16 protein-coding genes and 1 pseudogene are annotated in these 19,831 nt (G+C 67.5%); all 17 read left to right on the forward strand.

The window, feature by feature from the left end:
• Positions 1–69: 69 nt before the first annotated feature.
• Positions 70–399, forward strand: coding sequence for a DUF2563 family protein (locus tag AWB89_RS24385; RefSeq protein ID WP_085177112.1), 330 nt, complete (start codon positions 70–72; stop codon positions 397–399).
• Complete coding sequence (locus AWB89_RS24390) at positions 366–2,240, forward strand: putative alpha/beta hydrolase (RefSeq protein ID WP_085177115.1); 1,875 nt, start codon at positions 366–368, stop codon at positions 2,238–2,240. Before AWB89_RS24385 ends, AWB89_RS24390 begins: the two co-directional genes overlap by 34 nt.
• 53 nt (positions 2,241–2,293) lie before the next feature.
• Positions 2,294–2,824, forward strand: a complete 531-nt coding sequence (locus AWB89_RS27150; RefSeq protein ID WP_142282622.1) for a hypothetical protein — start codon at positions 2,294–2,296, stop codon at positions 2,822–2,824.
• Between the two features lie 94 nt (positions 2,825–2,918).
• Positions 2,919–4,997 carry a DUF5631 domain-containing protein gene (locus tag AWB89_RS27365; protein ID WP_158089848.1) on the forward strand — a complete coding sequence of 693 codons (2,079 nt, stop codon included), beginning with the start codon at positions 2,919–2,921 and terminating at the stop codon, positions 4,995–4,997.
• 153 nt (positions 4,998–5,150) lie between these two features.
• Complete coding sequence (locus AWB89_RS24405; RefSeq protein WP_085177121.1) at positions 5,151–5,987, forward strand: hypothetical protein; 837 nt, start codon at positions 5,151–5,153, stop codon at positions 5,985–5,987.
• 300 nt (positions 5,988–6,287) lie between these two features.
• Complete coding sequence (locus AWB89_RS24410) at positions 6,288–6,608, forward strand: DUF2710 family protein (RefSeq protein WP_241520588.1); 321 nt, start codon at positions 6,288–6,290, stop codon at positions 6,606–6,608.
• 7 nt (positions 6,609–6,615) lie between these two features.
• A complete protein-coding gene (locus AWB89_RS24415; protein ID WP_085177123.1) occupies positions 6,616–7,446 on the forward strand; it encodes a transglycosylase in 831 nt (276 codons plus the stop codon).
• Positions 7,447–7,449: 3 nt separating this feature from the next.
• Positions 7,450–8,934, forward strand: coding sequence for a type VII secretion protein EccB (gene eccB, locus AWB89_RS24420; RefSeq protein ID WP_085177125.1), 1,485 nt, complete (start codon positions 7,450–7,452; stop codon positions 8,932–8,934).
• Between the two features lie 2 nt (positions 8,935–8,936).
• A complete protein-coding gene (gene eccCa, locus AWB89_RS24425; RefSeq protein WP_085177127.1) occupies positions 8,937–13,151 on the forward strand; it encodes a type VII secretion protein EccCa in 4,215 nt (1,404 codons plus the stop codon).
• A 299-nt stretch (positions 13,152–13,450) separates the two neighbouring features.
• Positions 13,451–13,750 carry a PE domain-containing protein gene (locus AWB89_RS24430; RefSeq protein ID WP_066969270.1) on the forward strand — a complete coding sequence of 100 codons (300 nt, stop codon included), beginning with the start codon at positions 13,451–13,453 and terminating at the stop codon, positions 13,748–13,750.
• A 9-nt stretch (positions 13,751–13,759) separates the two neighbouring features.
• Complete coding sequence (locus AWB89_RS24435) at positions 13,760–14,959, forward strand: PPE domain-containing protein (RefSeq protein WP_085177129.1); 1,200 nt, start codon at positions 13,760–13,762, stop codon at positions 14,957–14,959.
• A gap of 128 nt (positions 14,960–15,087) precedes the next feature.
• The gene (locus tag AWB89_RS24440; RefSeq protein WP_067879691.1) at positions 15,088–15,411 is read left to right on the forward strand and encodes a WXG100 family type VII secretion target; all 324 of its coding nucleotides are present in this window, start codon (positions 15,088–15,090) and stop codon (positions 15,409–15,411) included.
• Between the two features lie 32 nt (positions 15,412–15,443).
• Complete coding sequence (locus AWB89_RS24445; protein WP_067879694.1) at positions 15,444–15,731, forward strand: WXG100 family type VII secretion target; 288 nt, start codon at positions 15,444–15,446, stop codon at positions 15,729–15,731.
• A gap of 117 nt (positions 15,732–15,848) precedes the next feature.
• Complete coding sequence (locus AWB89_RS24450; RefSeq protein WP_085177131.1) at positions 15,849–16,679, forward strand: ESX secretion-associated protein EspG; 831 nt, start codon at positions 15,849–15,851, stop codon at positions 16,677–16,679.
• Between the two features lie 126 nt (positions 16,680–16,805).
• Positions 16,806–17,834: a MinD/ParA family ATP-binding protein gene (locus AWB89_RS24455; protein WP_142280070.1), complete on the forward strand. Its 1,029-nt coding sequence runs from the start codon at positions 16,806–16,808 to the stop codon at positions 17,832–17,834.
• Positions 17,831–19,360, forward strand: a complete 1,530-nt coding sequence (gene eccD, locus AWB89_RS24460) for a type VII secretion integral membrane protein EccD (protein ID WP_085177133.1) — start codon at positions 17,831–17,833, stop codon at positions 19,358–19,360. Before AWB89_RS24455 ends, eccD begins: the two co-directional genes overlap by 4 nt.
• Positions 19,345–19,831 (forward strand): annotated as a pseudogene (locus AWB89_RS24465) (type VII secretion-associated serine protease); the annotation flags it as partial. The gene eccD and the pseudogene AWB89_RS24465, both read left to right, overlap by 16 nt.

Raw genomic sequence — 19,831 nt, forward strand, 5'->3', positions numbered from 1 at the left:
CGCCCGGGACTGAATTGACCGGCAACCGCGGCGTCAATAGCTTTACGACAAGTCAAGAAGGGGGTAGCGATGTTCGTCGACCCGGACTTGCTGCACTCGGGGGCCGACCAGTCTCACCGCGCCGGCGGGCACGCCCAAGAGGGGGCCGACCGGCTGGCGCGGGCGCCCCTCGCGTCGGGCATGTTCGGCGGCTTCCCCGCCGCCGAGGCGTTCCACGCGGCGGTCACCGCCGCGCACGGCCAGCACGTCAAAAACCTGCAGGCCCACCAGGAGACGCTGACCGGCGTCGGCCACAACGCGCACTACGCCGCCAACGGTTTCACCAACATGGACGGCCGCAACGCTGCACAAGAGCGCGCGGTGCGATGGACCTCCGACACATCAGCAGTCGGGACCTGATCGCCGAAGCCGGCGGCGACCCCTGGGCGCTCAACGCAAGCCTGCAGGACGGGCGGCCGGCGCAAATCGCCGCACTGGCCGCGGCATTTCACGATGCCGGCCGGTGCACCGCGGAATCGGCCGCCGCCTTCGAGGAGGCGCGCCGCCGCTTCGACGCGTCCTGGAACCGGGTGAACGGCGAGCACCCGATCAACGACCTCGCCGAAGTGCGGCGCACGATGCAGTCCCTCGGCGCCCAGTCCCTGCAGCTGCCCAAGATCGGCGCGGACCTGGAAGAGGTCGCGGCCACCCTGGCCGAGGCGCAGCGCGCGGCCGCACACGAGATTTCGGGCTTGGAGGCCCGGCTGCGGCAGGTCGACGACCTGCTGGGCCAAGCACTCGGCCTTGAGAATGACACCCGACTCACGGCCGAGGATCGATCCGCGCTCGACGCGCTGATCCGTGCCCTGGAGCAGGAAGCCATTGACGACACCGCGGCGGCGGTGGGCCGGCTGCGCTCAGAACGCAGCAGCTATGCGCGGTCCTTGGACAACTCGCTGACCACCCTGCGCACCGACGGCTACGACCCGACGGTCCTGTACCCGCTGGACGGTGCGGACGCGGGACACCCCGAGGCGTCAGTGCAGATTCCGCCGCCGGGATCGAGCGCCGAGGAGGTCGACCGGTGGTGGCGAACGCTCAACGCGGAGCAGCGAAGCCGCTTGATCGCTGACCATCCAGCAGAACTGGGAAACCTCAACGGCGTTCCGGTGGCGGCGCGAAGCGCGGTCAACCAAGCGGTGATGGGCGATGACCTGGGTCGCGTGGAGGACGTCGCCGCGCGGAACGGTGCGTCCGTGGATGCGGTGGTCGGCGACCCCGGCCGCTACGGGCTCAGTCCGCTCGCCATCGCCCGCTACACCAATGCGTGGCGGACCCGAGAAGGCCTGAACGCGTCGGAGGACGCCTTGGGACAGGGGCCCCATCCCGGGCTGTTTCTGTTGAAGTATCAGCCCGAGGCGTTCGGCGGCGAAGGCGCTGCGGCCATCGCCGTGGGAAACCCGGACACGGCCGCCAACACCGCGGTCTTGGTGAAGGGGGCCGGAGCCGGTGTCCGGGAGGGGACGCTCGCCAAGACCGAGGGCGTGCGGCTCTACCAGGAGTCCGTCCGCGCTGATGGCAGCAAACCGGCTGCGGTCGTGACGTGGGTCGGCTACGACGCCCCCGACAACTGGTACGACGCCGGTCTTCGGGAACCGGACATGGCTCGCGCCGGCGCGCGGGCACTGAGCGCCGACATCAACGGTTTGGCCGTCACTCACTCGGGTCCGCCGACGCATCTGACCGTCGTCGGCCATTCGTATGGATCCACCGTCGTTGCGGATGCCGCGACGTACGGGATGCGCGCCGACGACGCGGTGCTAGTCGGTTCCCCGGGCACCGACCTCGCGCATTCGGCGGCCGACTTCCACCTGTCCCCCGGAGGCCACCTCTATGTCGGTGCGGCCTCGGGCGACGCGGTCACCTGGTCGCCCGGACGCGTGACGGGGCCCGGGCTCATCGGCCTGAATTTCGGCGGGCTTGGCGACGACCCTGCCGAGGACGGCTACGGTTCCACCCGATTCAAAGCCGAGGTGCCGGGCAGCTCGGCGAATCCGTTCTACGACCACACGCATTACTTCGACGAGGAATCGGAATCGCTGTACAGCATCGCCGACGTGGTTTCCGGTCACGGCGACGCGCTGCAACACGACGGCATGACCGCGCGCCACCGCGGCGAGTACGGGGTCGGCGGCTGGGCCGACCCGGAGGTCGCCCGACCCGCGACGACGGGGCATCGTCATGGCGGGCCGACGGGCTGAGCATCGGCCTGGTCTGAAGTGACATCGCCGTGCTGGCGATTAGCCTTGATCAGGTGATGAATCCCCAGCCGCCTCCTGCGGCGCAGTGGACACAACCCGTGCAAATGCAAAGGCCGGCATCGGGCCGGGTTACTACTGTCGGTCTGATCATCGTCGGCGTGGTTGCGACGGCCGCTCTCGTTGTTGGCATCATCGCCCTGACTCGGCCGACTTTGAATGCTGCTGGCAAGAGTCCGACCTCCGCAACACCAACCCCGACCTTCAGCCCAGACCAAGTCGCGAGCGCTAAAAAGAACTTGTGCACGGTCTATCAGCTGGCATCGAAATCAGTGAATCAGGATACTAATGGGGGTGACATAGCAATCGCCCGTATCTCATTGACTAACGGGGGTGCGATGCTTGACGCGGCAGCGGCAAATCCCGCATTGGGCCAAAACGAGCGAGGGGCTGCCCAGGACCTCGCCGCCGCATACCAATCAGCAGTTGCCATAAGCAGCGTATTTGATAAAGGTTCCTCTGTTTTCCAACAGTCGATAGACGACATAAACCGCCTGGACGGCCCGATGGCAGCCATTTGTCGATAAGCAGAATATGGGAAGCTTATGCAAGCAGCGCTTTGCCGCTGTCGAATCATCAACAACAATTCGTGTAAACGCGCGACATTAAGGAGGGGCGTTCGTGACGGGGGACATGCCTCCGGGCAAGTATTCGGCCGCCCTGGTAGGAGCATGGTGGCCACAGCCCTCGACGACGCTGAGAGCCGGTGCTTCCTATTGGAAAGCTCAGCTGCAGCAGCAGGAACAATACGCGCAGGATCTACACGGCCAGTGGACGCAATTGGCTGCCCACAACCAGGGCCATACAGTGGACGACCTCGTCCGCCGGTTCCAGGATGGCGAGAAATACCACCTAGATCTGGCTGAGAAATACAAAGTAAAGGCTGACGCTTTTGAAAAGGGATCGGATGCAATAGATAGCCTTCGCGAGGGACTTAGAGGAATAGCTGACGAATATAATCAACGCATCGCGCAGGTTGAGAATTCGAAAGAGCCGGCGCCCGCCAAGGCAGCGGAGATTGAGAGACTGATTGCCGAGGCTAACGGATTCGCGGCTCATAAGTCGGGCACTGCCGTCGCAGCAATCATGGATGCTATTCAAAAGATTCTCACGGCTGAGGGAATGACGATATCTCCGTCGGAATTCCTCAAGGGACAAGGACTGAGTGGCGGTCTGGGTACACCCTCGACGAAGGCCGGCGACGCCGCGGGCGCTGGCAGCCATGGCTCTGCGCCCGGCGCCACTAAGGCGGGAACTGGCGCAGGCGGTTCACCAAAGGCCGGCGGCGTTGTGGGTGCAGGGCATGTTGGTCGCGACGCAGGCGCCACCGGGCTGCCCGCGACCGGAGCAGGCAGCGAAGTCGGCAGCGGGGGGACGTTTACTGCGCCAGGTGTTGGCACCGGACACATCCCCGGTGCCCCTGGAATAGGTTCGCCATTACCCGCCGGCGGCGGACTCTCGCCCGCCGCCGGTCTCGGAGGCCTCTCGCCGAACCAACTGGGCAACTCGTTCGCCCAAGGAATGATGACTGGTCAGCCGGCAGCGGCAGGCGCCCACGACTTATCCCAGGGTTTGGCGAACGCGGCGGGTTCGGCAACGCCGCCGCCCCAGGCACCTGTCGTGCCTCCGGTATCCGCTCCGGCGATTGGCGCCTCGGGCGCCGAATCCGCAGCCGCCGACCATGCCTCGGGGGCACAGGTCTCCACCGGCTCGCCTGCGCCGCTTGCGTCGACTGGCGGCGCCGTGCCCGTCGCCGCGGCGATGCCGATGTCGACGACGATGGCCCCGGTAACTGGCGGTGCGGCTACCCCGGTGGGTCCACTGCCTGCCTACGGGTCGGACCTGCGTCCCCCGGTCGTCACCCCGCCGGCGGTGTCGCCGCCGACCGCACCGGTGTCGGGTGCACCGGTCGCACCGTCGCCGTCGACGTCCCCCTCGGCGGGCAGCCCGATGATGTCGACGGTCCAGCGCGGCGCGGCGGCCACCCAGGCTGGCGCGAGCGCCGCGTCCCCGGCCGGCGCATCGGCGTTGGCGGCGACGACGGGCGCCGTGGCGGGCGATGTCTCAAGTCGTGCGGCCGAACAGCAGCGGCTGCAGCGCCTGGTCGACGCGGTAGCTCGGCAGGCCCCCGGCTTGTCATGGGCGGCCGGCCTGCGGGACGACGGCACGACGCTTCTGGTCAGCAGCATCGGCTGTGGCTGGATACCGCCGAACGTGAAGATTCCGGTCGGCGTGAATCGGCTGCTGGAGCCGGCCCTTCGCCGAGCGGACGCCAGCGTCGTCGACCTGTTGGGCGTCGTCACGGCGGCGGCCGTGCACAAAGCCAACGGATTCATCGCGAAGCCGGGGCCCGATGACCCGGCGCTCACCGGCGATCGCGTGGCCCGCGCCGGGCCACAAGTCGACGAGCTGGGTCCCGCGCTGGTCGAGGCGGTCCGGCGACGCGACGGCTTGCCGCGGATCGCCCAGACCCTGGCACAGGCCGCGACCCGCGGAACGGGCGTTACCGAGAACGAAATCGACCTACTGCAACGCGAGCAGCAGTTGGCCTACCAGAAGGCGCTGGAGGATCCACACGAGTTGTCGACGGCCGCTGACTGGATGCTCCTGGCGGCCATCGACGCCCTTATTGCCGGCCATGAGTTCCTCGCGCACTACCACGTGGCGTGGTTCGAAGCCGTCTCGGCAAAATCGCGGTGACTACAAATCAGGCCGCCGGCGCTCTACCATTCGACACACGAGACGGCTCGAGGTTGAGGTGCGCTGATGACTACGGGGGGACGCCCGATATTCATCGATGGTCCGACCCTGCCCACGGCCCCTAACTTTCCGCCGACGGTAGGGCCGAACCCGATGCCCGGCGGCGGCGCAACCCAGGCTGACGTGGCGGCCGCAGGACTAGCCCAGCTGGGCAATCTCGGCGTGCCTGGCGATCAGGCGGCCAGCCTGGCCGGCGAGGCGGACCGTCGGGCCCACGCCGTCGACGCGGCGCAGAAGTTCCCGGCCAACGAGGGGGAGTCGAGCCAACAGTTCCAGCAACTGGCGCAGATGATCCCGCAAATGGCCTCGGGCATCGCGGGTGCGATCACCGGCGCGCTCGGCGGCATCATGCAGCCGCTCACCCAGATGCCGCAGCAGGCAATGCAGGCCGCCGAGAGTGCCATCCAGCCGCTGATGGGAGCGGCGAAGGGGGGCGGGGTCGCGGAGGCCGCCCTGACCGGCATGTCGGGTGAAGAGCCCGTCCTCGACAGCGCCACTCAGGGCGGGGGCGGATCCGGCGGCGGTGGCGGCGGCATCGGCGCCGGCGGGGGCACTACGCCGACCGGCTTCATGGGCCCGCCACCTGTGCCATCGTCGTCGCCTCCCACGACACCGGCGTCGGCGTCGGCCAAGCCCGTGACCGTGACGCAGACCGGTGGGACGCCGACACAGTCGGGGCCGATGGGCATGACCGGCATGCCGATGATGCCCGGTGCCATGGGCGCCGGCGGTGAGGGCGGCAGCAAGGACAAGCCCGCCGAAAAGCGGTTGACCGTCCCTGGTATCCCGAACGGCCAGCCGGTCAAGGGTCGCCTGACCGCACCGCCCAGCGTTCCGGTCGCCAAGTCGGAGGGCAAACCGCCCGTGGTAACCAGGCCCAACCGGCGGATCGTGATCGTGCCGACGGACGAAGAGCCGCAACAGGATTAGTCGCCGCCCGATCCGCAGCCATTTGAAAATGCCGATTTCGGGCAGCCGCCGCCAAATTGTATTGAGGAACTAATGCGCTCAAACCGCCACCAATGATGGCCACTAATAGTGCTTTCAGAACTGAGTGGTCGGGCGGTGTCGGACGCAGTAATGTCATTGCCGTGTGGCCATTGTTGAAATGCGGCCCGGTTACATCCAGCGGGGTCGGTGTGGGCTACCCGGATGCCGCCGAAAACCCTTGCGCCACAGCGGACGCCCGCCGAGCGGGAACGGGTCCATGGGCCAGAAGTTATGGGAGTTGTGGCTGAGGTGTCCGATACGGATGCGGCAGGCGATAAGGCGTTAGTCGATCAGGTCCTGGCCGACCTAAAGGCGAATTTCGAGAAGTGGGAGGCGGTTCTGGCCGCCCAAGAGTCGGTGACTTTTACTGCCGACGTGGGCGACGTCTATGCGGTGTGCAATTCTGACGGGCGGCTCACCGGGTTGTCCTTGGCCCCGCATGTGATGACGTCCTACACCTGTCGGGAGTTGATGGACCGGCTGAATATGGTGTTCGAGGCATTGCGCGAAGAAGCGCAGGCCGATTTCGATCGGAATTACGGTGGGGGAATCGTTGAGTGATCCCGCGATGACGCAGGCGGTGGCGGCCTTGTCGCGCGGCCACAGCCTTTTCGTCGGCGCTGACGCCGGCCGCGGAGTCGGTGAGGCCCCGGCGCGGGTGCGCGCGAGGGCGGACCGGATACGACGGGCCGTCCACGCGGGCGGGTGGCCAACGCGGGCGGTGGTGCGGTCGGGCGCCTCGGCGGCGACCCTGCACCGGCTGGCCGACGCCGACGGGCGCCTGGACGCCATCCAGGCCAGGGCACGGGCCGATCGCGCGGCCGCGAGCGTGGCGACGCGGCTGAACCTGGACGCGGCGCTAACAGATGCCATGCCGGCGGCCGATACCCCGATGGGCCGCCGGGAGGCGATGGCTCGAATGACTGGGCGGCTGCGCGCCCAGCACGGACACATCGTCCGGTCGCGTGCCCGGGCGCGGCAGCTGGCGCTGCGGCTGCGGCGATTGCGATACCCGCGTACAAGCGCAGCGACCGTCCGCACCGCGATCCGTAAAGCGCTGGATATCAAGGGTATTCACGACCCGGTCGCGCGAGCTCGGTGGGCGCGCGGGATGGACCTGGTCGCCCGCCGCGAGTCGAACTATGACGCGTACGCCGTGAACAACTGGGATTCCAACGCCGCGAGGGGCACGCCGAGCAAAGGGGCCTGGCAGTTCATCGCTCCAACGTTCGCGGCGTATCACGAGCCGGGCACGTCGGCCAGCATCCATGACTTGGTAGCGCAGGCGTGTGCGTTCATCAACTATGCGCGCGGCCGCTACGGCGTCGCCGCCGACGCGTCTGATCTGGCGGATCGGATCGCACAAGCCGATCCCCGCCGCGGACCAAGGGGTTATTGACCGATGCCATTGAGTCTGTCCAACCGCGACCAGAATTCGGGCCACCTGTTTTACAACCGACGGCTCCGGGCGGCGACGACCCGCTTCTCGGTGCGAATGAAGCACGACGACCGCAAGCAGACCGCGGCTTTGGCGCTGTCGGTGGTGCTGGTGGCCATCGCCTCGGGCTGGATGGTCTTGCTGAACGTGCTCAAACCCAGTGGTGTGGTGGGGGATTCGGCGATCATCGGGGATCGCGAGTCCGGGGCGATCTATGCGCGCATCGACGGCCGACTGTATCCGGCGCTGAATCTGACGTCCGCACGGCTGGCGACCGGCACCGCCGGGCAGCCGACATGGGTGAAGCCGCCCGAGATCGCCAAGTACCCGACCGGTCCGCTGGTCGGCATTCCGGGAGCGCCCGCGGCGATGCCGGTCAACCACGCTGCCGCGTCGGCCTGGGCCGTGTGCGACACGGCGGGCAGGCCGCGCACCGCCGACAAGCCAGTGGTGACCTCCATCGCCGGCCAGCTCATGGGCGGCCGGGCGATGCCGATGGCAAAGGACGCCGGACTCCTCGTGTCGTTCGAGGGCGCGACCTACGTGATCTGGGGTGGCAAGCGCTCGCAGGTCGATCCCACGGACCGGGCCGTAACGCTCAGCCTGGGGCTCGACCCGGGAGTGACCGTGCCAGTGGAAATTTCGCGCGCCTTGTTCGACGGGCTGCCCGCCACCGAGCCGCTCCGCGTGCCCGCGGTGCCCGAGGCCGGAACCCCGTCGAAGTGGCTGCCGGGCTCTCAGGTGGGTGCGGTGCTGCAGAACCAGACCGCCGGCGGGGGCAGCCAGTTCTATGTGCTGCTGGCCGACGGCGTGCAAAAGGTCGGCGGCTTCGTCGCCGATCTCCTGCGCAGCGCCAACTCCTATGGTTCGGCGACACCACGGACGGTGACCCCCGACGTCTTGGTCAACATTCCCGAGGTGAATTCGCTGACGGTGGACTATTACCCGACCGGGCGGCTGAATTTCATTGACTCCGCTGCCAATCCGGCCACCTGCGTGGGGTGGGAGAAGGCGTCGACCGATCCGCAGGCACGCGTCGCCGTCTACAACGGGCGCGGGCTACCGGTCCCCTCGTCGATGGACAACCGGATCGTGCGCCTGGTCCGTGACGACCGCGACCCCGCGTCGGTCGTGGCCAATCAGGTCTTGGTGTTGCCGGGTGCCGCGAACTTCGTGGCGTCGACGAGCGGTGTGGTGACGAGCGACTCGCGGGAGTCGCTGTTCTGGGTCGCCGACAACGGCGTGCGGTTCGGCATCGCTTCCGACGACGCGACGCTGCGCGCGCTGGGCCTGGATCCGGCGATGGCCGTGCAGGCGCCGTGGCCGCTGTTGCGGACTTTCGCTGCGGGACCGGCGTTGTCGCAACAGGCCGCGCTGGTGGCGCGCGACACGGTGCCCGCGCTGGGACAGGCGACCGTGCTGACGACCTCGGCGAAGGCGGGAGGCTAAAGGTGTCGAAGAGAGCGTTTCCGATCAATCGCGTCAAGATTCAGCCGCCGAAACCCGTTCGGGTGGCGCCGAATGCGCCGATAGCCCTCCCCGAACGCGAGCCGCGCAACATCTGGGTGATGATCGGTGTCCCGGCGCTGATCGTCGCGCTGATCGGCACGATCGTCATGCTCTATGTCTCGGGAGTGCGCAGCCTGTCGACGGGGTTCTTCCCGTTGATGGGCATCGGCGCATTCAGCATGCTGGCGTTCTCCGGCCGGCTCGGGCGGGCACGCAAAATCACCTGGGGCGAACTGGAAAAGGGCCGACGCCGCTATCTGCGCGACCTGGACAGCAACCGCGACGAGATCCAGAATGCGGTGTGCGCGCAGCGCAACTGGCAGCAGACGGTGCATTCCGATCCGCGCGGGCTCGGCGCGATCATCGGCGGCCCGCGCATGTGGGAGCGTGGGCGCTCCGACGTCGACTTCCTGGAGGTGCGGCTGGGCACCGGTGTTCAGCACGCCCCGGATTCGGTGTTGTCGGTGACCTGGCCCGACATCGCCTCGGATGAGGAGCTGGAGCCCGTTACCGGCCAGGCTTTGCGCGATTTCATCTTGGAGCAGCGCAAGATTCGCGACATCGCCAAGGTGGTGAACCTGCGCTCGGCGCCGGGGTTCAGCTTCGTCGGCGAGGACCTCAACCGGGTGCGGTCGCTGATGCGTTCGGTGCTGTGCTCGCTGGCGGTGTTCCACAACCCACGCGACGTCAAGCTGATGGTGGTGACGCGCAACCCCGAGCTGTGGTCGTGGATGGTGTGGCTGCCGCATAACCTGCACGACGAGCTGTTCGACGCGTGCGGGTGGCGGCGGCTGATCTTTGCAACGCCCGAGGAGCTGGAGGGCGCCCTGGGAGCCGAGCTGCACATGAAGGGCCGGCGGGGCCAGTGGACCCCGTTGGCGGCGGCCAGCCCGACGACGATCGGTTCGGCGCTGGAGACCGGGCAACCGGGCAGTGCGGCCGATCTGGGACCGCACTGGGTGATCGTCGACGACAACACCGGCAGCCCGGAGGCGTGGGAGAGCGTTGTCGGCCAGGTCGGTAAGGCCGGAATCACGGTGCTGCGCATCGCTTCCCGAGCGGGCATCGGTGTCGGGTTCGACCGGGATCAGCTCTACGAGATGAGCGAGCGGCACAGGGTGGCGGCCGACAGCTCGACGAACGGTTCCGCGAAGGTGGCGCTGAACGGCGAAGCCCCCGAGGACGACGATGGCCGTCCCGCACCGCTGCTGCGCGCCGGCGGCAAGTTCTTCGCCCACGCCGATCAGCTCTCCATCCCACGCGCCTACCGGTATGCGCGCGCGATGGCTCGGTGGTCCCCGACCAGCAGCAGCGAAATCGCCGACTCCGCCAGCGGAGCGGCAGAACTGCTGCGAGCGTTGGGAATCAGCGATCCCCGCGACCTGGATGTCGACCGGCTGTGGTCCGAACGGCGCGGCCGCGGCGACGAGCGGTGGTGCGAGATCCCGGTGGGCGCCAAGCCCAACGGTGAACTGCAGAACGTGATCATCCGCGCGAAGGACTTCGGCGGCTTCGGGTTTCACTCGGTGGTCATCGGCACCAGCGGCTCGGGAAAATCCGAGTTCTTCCTGTCGCTGGTCTACGGCATCGCCCTGACGCATTCACCCGAGACGTTCAACGTCATCTTCGTCGACATGAAGTTCGAGTCCGCCGCCCAGGACATTCTGGGCATCCCCCACGTGGTGGCCGCGCTGTCGAACCTCGGTAAGGACGAACGACACCTCGCCGAGCGGATGCGCAGGGTCATCGACGGCGAAATCAAGCAACGCTACGAGCTTTTCACGTCGGTGGGCGCCCGCGACGCCAACGACTACGAGGAGATCCGCCTCGCCGGTCGCGACCTCCCGCCGGTGCCGGTGCTGCTGGTCATCGTCGACGAATACCTCGAGCTGTTCGCCAACCACGACAAGTGGATCAACCTCATCATCCACATCGGTCAGGAGGGCCGGGGCGCCAACGTGTTCTTCATGCTGGGTGGCCAACGGCTGGACCTGTCCTCCCTGCAAAAGGTCAAGTCCAACATCGCATTTCGGATCGCGCTGCGCGCCGAGTCGGGCGACGACAGCCGAGAGGTGATCGGCACCGACGCCGCGTACCACCTGCCGTCGAAGGAAAACGGTTTTGCGCTGCTGAAGGTGGGGCCGCGTGACCTGGAGCCATTCCGCTGCTTCTACCTGTCCGCGCCGTTCATCGTGCCCAAGAAGGCGGAAGTCGTCAGGACCGTCGACATGACCCTGACCCAGCCCCGGCTCTACAACTGGCAATACCAGCCGTTGGACCAGGCGGACGCCGCGGCGTTGGAAGCCGCTTCGGCGGCCGACGAGGAACCCGACGAATTCCTTTTGCACGAGGACGGTTTCAAGAAGAAGAAGATCGTCGACGTGCTGCGCGAGTCGCTGCACAAGGTGCCGCATCGGGCGCCGCGGCGGCCGTGGCTGGAGCCGCTGGAGAACCCCGAGCCCGTCGACGCCGTGGTCGCCGGCTGGCGGGGCAAGCCGTGGCACGTCGACTACGGCCGCAACCCGGGACTGGTGTTCCCGGTCGGGATCATGGACATTCCCGAGGAGTCCAAACAGGTCGTGCATTCCGTCGACGCGTTGCGCAGCAACATCATCGTGGTGGGGGCCAAGCAGCGCGGTAAGACGACCACACTGATGACGCTGATGTGCTCGGCTTCGATGATGTACACCCCGTCCCGCGTGACCTTCTTCTGCGTCGGCGGAGCGACCATGGCCCAGATCGGATCCCTGCCGCACATCGCCGACATCGTGTCGCCCAAGGACACCGAGGGCATCGAGCGGATTTTGAGCAGCATGGACGCGTTGATCGACGCTCGCGAGGACGCGTTCCGCCGCGCCAACATCGATCTCGACGGGTTCCGCGAGCGACGGTTCGGTCCCGGCAGTGACGGGCTGGGCGGCACCGATCCGAACGACCCGTTCGGCGACGTTTTCGTCGTGGTCGACGACTACGACGACCTGTACACCAAAGACATGGTGCTGGGGGACCGGATCATCTCGCTCAGCAGCCGCGGGCCCGAATACGGGGTGCACGTGATGTGCAGCGCCGGGGGTTGGATTCACGGGCAGCGGCAGAAGCTGTTGCAGAACGCCACTGCACGAATCCAGTTGCGGCTGGCCGAGCCGGGCGAGAGCCAGATGGGCCAGTCGGCGATCGAGTCGCGCGAGGCGGCCCGTCGAACCCTGGACCGTCCCGGTTTCGGTCTGACGGACTCCCTGCACGAATTGCTGGTCGGCCTGCCCGCGATGGTCGATCCCGCGACCCGCACGCTGGTGGACACCCCGGGCGTCGGCGCCCGCGTCGCCGAAGTCGCCGGCGTCACCAAACACGCTGTCCTGCAGCGGCTACCGGATCGCGTTGAGCTGAGGTCGATCCTGGCGTCCCACGCCGCCGCGGACGACCTGTCGATCGCGTTCGCGATCGGCGAGCGGCACCAGCTCGGCCCGGTTCCCCTGCGGCTGGCGGAAAGCCCCGGGCTGATGATTCTGGGCCGGCAGGGCTGCGGCAAGAGCACGGCGCTGGTCGCCATCGGTGAAGCGGTGATGAGCCGGTTCAGCCCGGAGGAGGCCCAGCTCACGCTGATCGACCCCAAGGCCGCCCCGCATGGGCTGCGCGACTTGCACGCCCCCGGGTACGTGCGTGCGTACGCCTACGACCAGGACGAGATCGACCGCGTGATCACGGAACTGGCTCAAGAGGTGCTGCTGCCGCGGCTGCCACCCAAGGGGTTGAGTCAGGAGGAGCTGCGGGCGCTCAAGCCGTGGGAAGGGACTCGGCACTTCGTGCTCATCGACGACGTCCAAGACCTGCGTCCGGCCCAGGCGCAGAGCTACCCGGCGACGGCGCCGGTGGGTGCGGCGCTGTGGATGCTGATGGAACGCGCCCGGCAGATCGGCCTGCACGTGTTCACAACGCGCAACAGCACCAACTGGGCGACGCTGCAAATGGACCCATGGTGGCGCTATCAAACGTCGGCGAAGGTCACGCAGCTTTATATGGACAACGATCCGCAGAATAAGATCAATCGGCTTCTTCGCGCCCAAGCGTTGCCGCCAGGACGGGGATTGTTGGTCAGTGATGAATCCGACGTCGAGGGGATTTTGGTGGGACTTCCGTCGGCGGTTGCCGGCGAATAGATGCCCATTTCTGAAAATGCCAATTTCAGGTTGAGCGACCCGAAAGTGGCAGCCTGCCAGCAGTTGTCGCCTGCTAAATGCAACGGGACGTGACTGCCGTTGCAGGAGTGGCCTCAGGGCTAGCTGTGGTAGAAGTGGCATTAATTCGACGCAAGTACAATTGCGCCCAGAACGCCGATCCTTCGCGAATTTGATAGCGGCCAGATCTGCAGATAAGAATTGTGAATACGCGATCTGCGTTTAGGCACTAGACTGACCGACATTCGCAGAGACCGGCTGCGAGACGTTCGGAGGGAATTATGTCGTTTGTCGTACCGCCCGAAGCTGTTTTGAGCTCAGCGGGGGCCGAATCGGCGGTCAGCGCAGAAGTCGAAGGGGCCGCCGCGGCGGCCGCGCCGGCACTGCTCGGCACCCTGCCGATGGGCAATGACCCCGACTCGGCGCTGTTCGCCACGGCGCTGAACGCCTGCGGCGGCGCCTACCTGGGGGTGGTCCAGGAGCATGCCGTGCAGCGCGGATTGTTCGCCGGAACGCAGAGCATCTCGGCTTGCGTCTACACCGCCACCGAGGCCGCGCGCGCCTTGACGCTCGGGCTGTAAGCGGCGCTTATGCCGGACCCGGGGTGGGCGGCGCGTCCACCCGAAGCAAACGACCTTCTGCTCAAGACCGGAACCGGGGTTGCCACCATGTTGGCCAACCAAGCGGCCTGGACCGCCTTGGGCGCCAGTCACCATGCTTCGGCCAGCGCGTCGATGATCAACACCGTCGTCACCTCCGCCAGCTGGGTGGGGCTGGGGTCGGCGGGTTCCGCCGCGAGCGCGACCGCGCTCAACGCGTCGCTGCACGGGCTGGCCGGCTGGGTCGACGTCAAGCCGGCGGTGGTCGCGGCCGCGGTCTCGGCCTACCAGATGGCGAACTCCGCCATGCGCCCCGCGCCCGAGTGCAACGCCAACCGTGACGAGGAAGCGGCCGACAACATCGCCAACCCCAGCGTGCTGTGGACGCTGACCCCGCGGATCATCTCCCTCGACACCGAGTACTTCGGGGTGATGTGGCCCAACAACTCCGCGGTCGGCGCGAGTTACGGCGCCATCCTCGCCGCGCTCGCCGAAAGCCTCGCGATCCCACCCCCATTGGCCACCATGGGCGCCTCGCCGGCCGCCCCGGCGGAGGCGGCCGCGACGATCGGTCAGGCGGCCGGTGACGCCGCGGCCGGCGACGGCATGCGCGCCGCCTACCAGGGAGTGCAATCGGGCACCCAGGGCGCGGGCCAGGCGGCGTCGGGCGGCCAGGACATCGGCAACCAGCTGGGTACGTTCATGCAGCCGGTGCAGTCGCTGATGGGCGCGGTTCCGCAGGCCCTGCAGGCGCCAGCACAGGCGATGCAGGCGCCGATGAGCGCGATGCAACCGTTGCAGTCGATGATGGGCATGTTCGCCAACCCGGGCGCCTTGGGCGCCGGCGCCGGCGCACCGGCCTCTGCGGTCAGCGCCGTCTCCGCGGCACCCAGCGCGGCGACCGGCGTCGGGGGCGGCGGCGCCTCGCTCGGCGGTGCCGGGATGCCCGCGACCACCTTCACTCGCCCGGTCAGCGCGTTCGAACCCGGCAGCGGTGGCCGCCCGGTGGGGCTGCGACCCAGCGGGGCGCTGGGCGTCGACGCCATGCGGTCTCCGACGACTACGACAACGACGGCGGGCGGCACCGGCGTCGGCGGCATGCCGGTGGGCCATGCGGCCGGCGGCCACGGCGGGTCCCACAAGAAATCCGAACAACCAGCCACGGTGCGCGTGGTCGACGAAAGAGTCTGAAAAGGCCTGCTCAGCGGGTGAATCGACACATCGCGAGAGCCGCCATACACTTCGACGCATCCCCCCGAGAAACCAACGGGGACAAAACAAAACAGGGAAACGCCTAACCGGATAAGGAGATATCAACCGTGTCAATTGTTGTCGATGCAAACGTGCTGCGAAGCACGAGCGATGCGATTCAAGCGCACATGGAACATGCGATTGCGATCGCCCAGGGCTACCTGGCCAACCAAGAAAACGTCATGAACCCGTCGACCTGGTCGGGCGACGCCGTCGTGGCCTCGCACATGACGGCGTCCGAAGTTTCGAATGACCTCAACAAGGTCCTGACGGGCGGCACCCGGCTGGCCGAAGGCCTCAAGCAGGCCGCGGCGCTCATGGAAGCCCACGAGGCCGACTCGCAGCACGCGTTCCGCGCGCTGTTCGGCGGCAGCGCACAAAACCTCGCGTAATCGCGGCCCATTCGCTTCAGAAAGGAACAACCATGACAGGTCCCATCGCTTACAACCCGGGCCCCGTGGCCGACTTCGCGGCCGACGTCGGTTCCCGGGCCGGTCAGCTCGACGCAATCCACGCGGACGTGGCGAACAAGACCAACTCCCTTCAGGAGTTCTTCGCCGGGCACGGCGCGACGGGCTTCTTCGACGCGCAATACCAGATGCTGTCAGGTCTGCAGGGCCTCATCGACACGGTGCGCCAGCACGGTCAGACGACCGGCCACGTGCTCGACGCGGCGATCCAGACCGACACCAACATCAGCCACCTTTTCTGAAATCGCCTGTCCCAGCGGCACTGTCGTGCCGACGGGGCGAGGACCAAGGTGGGGCGCCAACGCATGCATGTGCCCCACCTTCGGTGTGTCCGGCGATATGCCTGAGGTGAAAGTGGCGTGCTGACAACGACAATCGACGGCCTGTGGGTGTTGCAGGCGGTGACCGGGGTGGAGCAGCTGTGCCCCGAGCTGGGGCTGCGGCCTCTGCTGCCCCGGTTGGAAACCGCGGAACTGGCGCTGCGCCACCCGGTGGTCGCGGAACTGAAAGCCTGCGGCGCCCTCGACGAGGCCGGCAACGCCGATCCGATGATCCGGGAATGGCTGACTGTGCTCCTGCGCCGCGACCTCGGCTTGCTGGTGAACATCACTGTGCCGGGCCGGGATCCGACGCGGGCGGCCATCTGCCGGTTCGCCACGTGGTGGGTGGTTCTGGAGCGCCACGGCAACCTGGTGCGTCTGTATCCGGCCGGTACCGCGAGCGAGTCGGCCACCGCCACCGATCTGGTGGTGGGCCAAGTCGAGCGGCTGTGCGGGGTCGCCGAGGCCGCGCCGCTCCGGCCGGTCACCGTGGACACCAAGGAGCTGCTGGAGTCGGTGCACGACGCCGGCAGCCTGAAATCGTTTCTGCTCAAGCAGCGCTTGGATGTCGACCAGCTGCACATCGTCACCATGGCCGCCGACCCCGGGCGGTCGGCGTCCGCGGCCATCGTGGCGGTGCAAGCCGGTGTCGGTCCGGACCGAACGGCCCGCCTCGCGATCGGGGAGTCGGCCGTGGCCATCGTCGACACCGCGGCCGGCCGGGTGTGCGTGGAAGGCATCACTTCGGGCGGGCGGCGCTACCAGGTCCTCTCACCGGGATCGCGCAGCGACATCGCCGCGGCGGTGCAACGGCTCATCCAAAGCCTGCCCGCCGGCGAGGAGTGGTACTCCTACCGCCGCGTCGTCTGACCCACGCGGCAAAAGTGACCGTTACACCAATCACGGGAATGGTGAAGCCGAACCCGGTTCTAATGCACTTCGAGGTTTAGTGATCGCGGAAACGGCCTATCGCGAATCGTGTTAGCATCGACGGTCGTGACGACACCTTGGAATGACCCCAATATGTTTGACGAAGAGAGGCTTGGGCGGGGGGATCCGCCAGCGGTGCGCCACCGGGATTCGGTATCGGACACCATGCGTATTACCGATTTAGCCGCGCCCCGAAAAATTCCCCCGGGCTCGGGTTGGCGTAAATTCATTTACAGCCTTTCTTTCCGCAAAATAAACCTCGGAGAATCGCCGGGCGAACGCCATTATCGCGAATTAAAAGAGCGCATCCGGCGGCACATTCGCCGGCAATTCGTGATCACGTTGGTCTCCGGCAAGGGCGGGGTCGGGGTCTCGACGATGGCCGCGTGTATCGGCGGCGTCTTCCGCGAATGCCGGCCGACCAACGTGATCGCGATCGACGCGGTTCCGGGCTTCGGCACCCTGGCGGACCGGATCGACGAGTCGCCACCCGGCGACTACACCGCCATCATCAACGACACCGACGTGCAGGGCTACGCGGACATCCGGGAACACCTGGGGCAAAACGTGGTCGGGCTCGACGTGCTGGCGGGCAACCGGACCTCCGACCAGCCGCGGCCACTGGTGCCGGCGATGTTCGCCGGGGTGCTCGCGCGGCTGCGCCGCACGCACAACGTCATGGTGGTCGACACCGCCCCGGACCTCGAGCACCCGGTCATGAAGACCGTGCTGGACAACACCGACACCCTGGTGTTCGTCTCGGGAATCACCGCGGACCGTTCCCGGCCGGTGTTGCGCGCCATCGACTTCCTCAGCGCCCAGGGCTATCACGAGCTGGTGTCGCACAGCACCGTGATCATCAACCACACCGACAGCGCCGTCGACAAGGACGCCTTGGCGTACCTGACCGAACGGTTCACCAAGGTCGGCGCGACCGTGGAAGTGATGCCGTTCGATCCGCACCTCGCCAAGGGCGGGATCATCGACACGGTCCACGAGCTGAAGAAGAAGTCGCGGCTGCGGCTGTTCGAGATCACCGCCGGGCTGGCCGACAAATACGTGCCGGAGGCCGGCGCTGAGAGGGCCCAGCAGTGACGTCGCCCCACAAGGTCGCCTTCCCGGCCCGGTGCGCGGTCAACATCTCCTATGACAAGCACCTGTGCTCCCAGGTGTTCCCCGCGGGGACGCCGGTGGAAGGCTTCTTCGAGGGCATGGTCGAGCTGCTCAGCGACGACCTGAAACGCAAGGGTTTCGACGGCGTCGCGCTGCCGCCTGGCAGCTACGAGCTGCACAAGGTCAACGGCGTGCGCCTGGACATCAACAAGAGCCTCGACGAGCTCGGCGTCCAAGACGGCGACACGCTGGTGCTGGTGCCCCGCGTCGATGGCGAATCCTTTGAGCCGCAATACGAATCGCTCTCGACGGCGCTGGCGGCGATGGGCAAGTGGCTCGGCCGCGACGGCGGGGATCGGATGTTCGCCCCGGTGACGGCGTTGACCGCCGCGCACACCGCGATCGTGATCGCGGCCATGGCGGTCGCCGTGGTGGTGGGCCTGACGCTGCGGCAACGCGCCTTCAGCGACAGCCTGATCCCGTCCGCCGTGGCCGGCGGGGTAGGGGTGCTCCTGGCGATCGCAGCCGTCGTGGTGTTCACGGGATGGCCGCAGCGGCGCGACATGTTCAGCGGATTCGCCTGGCTCACGGTGCTTTTGATCGCCGTCGCGGGCGGCTGCGCGCCGCCCGGCAAGCTGGGCGCCCCCCACGCCTTGATCGGCCTGGTGGTGGTGATCCTGGGTGCCATCGCGATCAGCGCGGCGACCCGGAAACGGTGGCAGACCGCGGCGGCGACCGCGGTGGTGACCGTGTGCGGGATCATGGCCGCGGTGGCCGCTGCCCGGATGTTTAGGCCGGTGTCGGTGCAGGTGCTGTCGATCTGCGTGCTGTTCGGCGTGCTCGTGCTGGTGCGCATGGCGCCGACGATCGCGCTGTGGGTGGCGCGCGTGCGGCCGCCACACTTCGGGTCTATCACAGGACGTGACCTGTTCGCGCGGCGCGAGGGCATGCCGGTGGACACCGTATCGCCGGTGAGCGCAAACGAAACCGAGGACGAGGACGACGAACTCACCGACATCACCGCGCGCGGCGCGGCCATCGCCGCGTCGGCGCGGCTGGTCAATGCCGTTCAGGTGGGCTTGTGCGTCGGGGTGTCGGCCGTACTACCGGTCGCGGTGTGGGGTGTCCTGGCACCGGGTCGGCGCTGGGCGTGGCTGGCTCTGGTGGTGGCCGGCCTGGTGGTGGGCATCTTCATCACCCAGGGGCGCGGATTCGCGGCCAAGTACCAGGCCGTCGCCCTGGTCTGCGGCGCCTGCGCGGCGGTGTGTGCGGGCATCGTGAAGTACGCGCTCGCCGGCCCGCGGAGTCTGGAGACCGGGCTGATCTGGCCGGTTGCGTCGGTGGTCGCCTTCGCCGCATTGGGTTTGGCCGCAGCGCTTTTGGTGCCTGCGACGCGGTTCAGGCCGTTGATCCGGCTGACCGTGGAATGGCTCGAGGTGCTGGCCATGATCGTGTTGTTGCCGGCCGCCGCGGCGCTGGGAGGGCTGTTCACGTGGCTTCGCCACTGAAACCGGTGTGCACGCGGGCGACCGCGATCGCCGCAAGCCTGCTCCTGATCGCCTTCACCGGCAACATCCCTGCCGCCCAAGCCATTTCACCACCCAAGGTCGATCCTGCGCTGGTGCCGCCGGACGGGCCGCCGAAGCCGGACCAACCGATGCGCCGCGCCAACAGCTGCTCGGCACCGATCACCGTCAAGACCCCGGACGTGTCGCAGATGGCGCCCGGCTTCGACCTGCTCAACATCAGCCGTGCGTGGCAGTACAGCACCGGCAACGGCGTGGCGGTTGCCGTCATCGACACCGGGATTTCTCCGAACCCGCGATTGCCGGTGGTGCCCGGTGGTGACTACATCATGGGCGAGGACGGCCTGTCGGATTGCGACGCGCACGGGACGGTCGTGGGCGCGATCATCGGCGCTGCGCCGCAAGGGCTTATCCCGATGCCCCGCCCCATTCCGCCGACCCCCGCGTTCCCGC

Source organism: Mycobacterium paraense (genome assembly GCF_002101815.1).
Lineage (GTDB): Bacteria > Actinomycetota > Actinomycetes > Mycobacteriales > Mycobacteriaceae > Mycobacterium > Mycobacterium paraense.

Bases quoted from the DNA above. Each gene is read 5' to 3' on its own strand.
- AWB89_RS24415 (WP_085177123.1), top strand. From the start codon at position 6,616: ATGACGCAGGCGGTGGCGGCCTTGTCGCGCGGCCACAGCCTTTTCGTC.
- AWB89_RS24445 (WP_067879694.1), top strand. From the start codon at position 15,444: ATGACAGGTCCCATCGCTTACAACCCGGGCCCCGTGGCCGACTTCGCG.
- AWB89_RS24390 (WP_085177115.1), top strand. From the start codon at position 366: ATGGACCTCCGACACATCAGCAGTCGGGACCTGATCGCCGAAGCCGGC.
- AWB89_RS24405 (WP_085177121.1), top strand. From the start codon at position 5,151: ATGCCCGGCGGCGGCGCAACCCAGGCTGACGTGGCGGCCGCAGGACTA.
- AWB89_RS24430 (WP_066969270.1), top strand. From the start codon at position 13,451: ATGTCGTTTGTCGTACCGCCCGAAGCTGTTTTGAGCTCAGCGGGGGCC.
- eccB (WP_085177125.1), top strand. From the start codon at position 7,450: ATGCCATTGAGTCTGTCCAACCGCGACCAGAATTCGGGCCACCTGTTT.
- AWB89_RS24385 (WP_085177112.1), top strand. From the start codon at position 70: ATGTTCGTCGACCCGGACTTGCTGCACTCGGGGGCCGACCAGTCTCAC.
- AWB89_RS24435 (WP_085177129.1), top strand. From the start codon at position 13,760: ATGCCGGACCCGGGGTGGGCGGCGCGTCCACCCGAAGCAAACGACCTT.